Source organism: Streptomyces sparsus (genome assembly GCF_054776295.1).
Map to the genome: position 1 here is coordinate 1 of NZ_BAAHCA010001055.1, position 1,534 is coordinate 1,534.

At 73.4% G+C, this 1,534-nt stretch carries 1 protein-coding gene; it reads left to right on the forward strand.

All coding sequences use genetic code 11. The features are described 5' to 3' along the window. A partial coding sequence (locus tag ACYVE9_RS26240; RefSeq protein WP_461030382.1) for an NADH-quinone oxidoreductase subunit 5 family protein occupies positions 1–1,534 on the forward strand: 1,534 nt, incomplete at both ends.

Here is a 1,534-nt window from a genome sequence, read left to right on the forward strand (position 1 = left end):
CTCGCCGTGCTGCCCACCGCCACCGCCGCGGTGCTCGCCGTGCTCGTCGCCGTCCGGCAGGGCGGCGGCACCGGCGACCAGGCCGTCACCGCGGCCACCCGCCTCACCCCGACCGGCAACAGCATGCTGCCCGTCGAGCTGGCCTTCCACCTCGACGGCTTCGCCGTGCTCGTCGCCGTACTCGTCGGCGTCGTAGCGACCTGCGTGCAGCTGTACTCCACCGCCTACCTCCACGACGACCCGCGCTACGCCTCCTACGCCGCGCTGGTCTCCCTGTTCACCGCCGCGATGCTGCTCGTCGTCTACAGCGACGACCTGATCATGCTGCTCGTCGGCTGGGAGGTCATGGGCATCTGCTCGTACTTCCTCGTCGGCCACTACTGGGAGACGGCCGCCGCCCGGGCCGCGTCACTCAAGGCGTTCCTCGTCACCAAACTCGGCGACGTGCCGTTCCTGATCGGCATTCTCGCGCTGGGCTCCGAGGCGGGCACCTTCCGCATCAGCACCATCGTCACCCGCCTCACCTCCAGCCTCTCCGACTTCCAGCTCGACCACCCCACCGTCATCGCGCTGCTGCTGCTCACCGGCGTCGCGGGCAAGTCCGCCCAGTTCCCCCTGCACACCTGGCTGCCCGACGCCATGGCCGGCCCGACCCCGGTGTCCGCTCTCATCCACGCCGCCACCATGGTCGCCGCCGGCGTCTACTTCGTCGCCCGGCTGCTGCCCGTGTTCACCGCCTCCGCCGCGGCGCTGACCGTGCTCGCCGTCCTCGCCGGCACCACCATGGTCGGCTCGGCGCTCGCCGCCCTCGCCCAGGACGACATCAAACGGGTACTGGCCTACTCCACCCTCGGCCAACTCGGCTACATGACCGGCGCGCTCGCCGTCGCCGACCGCGGCGCCGCCGTCTTCCACCTCATCTCGCACGGCGCCTTCAAGGCCGTGCTGTTCCTCGGCGCCGGCGTGCTCATCCACGCCGCCGGCACCAACTCGCTGGCCGCCATGTCCCGCATGCGCGGCCTCGCCCGACGCGCCCCCGACGCCTTCTGGACGATGACCGTCGCCCTGCTGGCACTCGCCGCCCTGCCGCCCTTCGCCGGCTTCTTCTCCAAGGAAGCCGTCCTGGCCGCCGCCGAGCACGCCGCCCTGGAACCCACCGCAGCGGTCCCCGCCGGCGCCGGCTGGCTCGTCCTCACCGCCGGCCTGGCCACCGCCCTGCTCACCGCCGCCTACGCGGCCCGGCTGTGGCTGCTGGCATTCCAGGGCAACGGGGAACCCGCCCCCGACCACGGCCGCCAGCCACTCGCCATGAACACCGTGCTCTGGGTGCTCGCCGTACCGTCCCTGGCCTTCGGCCTGCTCTACGGCACCCTGCCCGACTGGTTCGACGGCGGCACCCTCGCCCCGACGCTCACCACGTCCGTGCTCGCCACCGCCCTCGCCCTCTGCGGCGGCCTCGTCCTGCTCGGCGCCTGGCGGCACACCATCGCCCCCACCGGCCCCGGCGCCCCCGCCCGCACGCCCATGGGCGCCG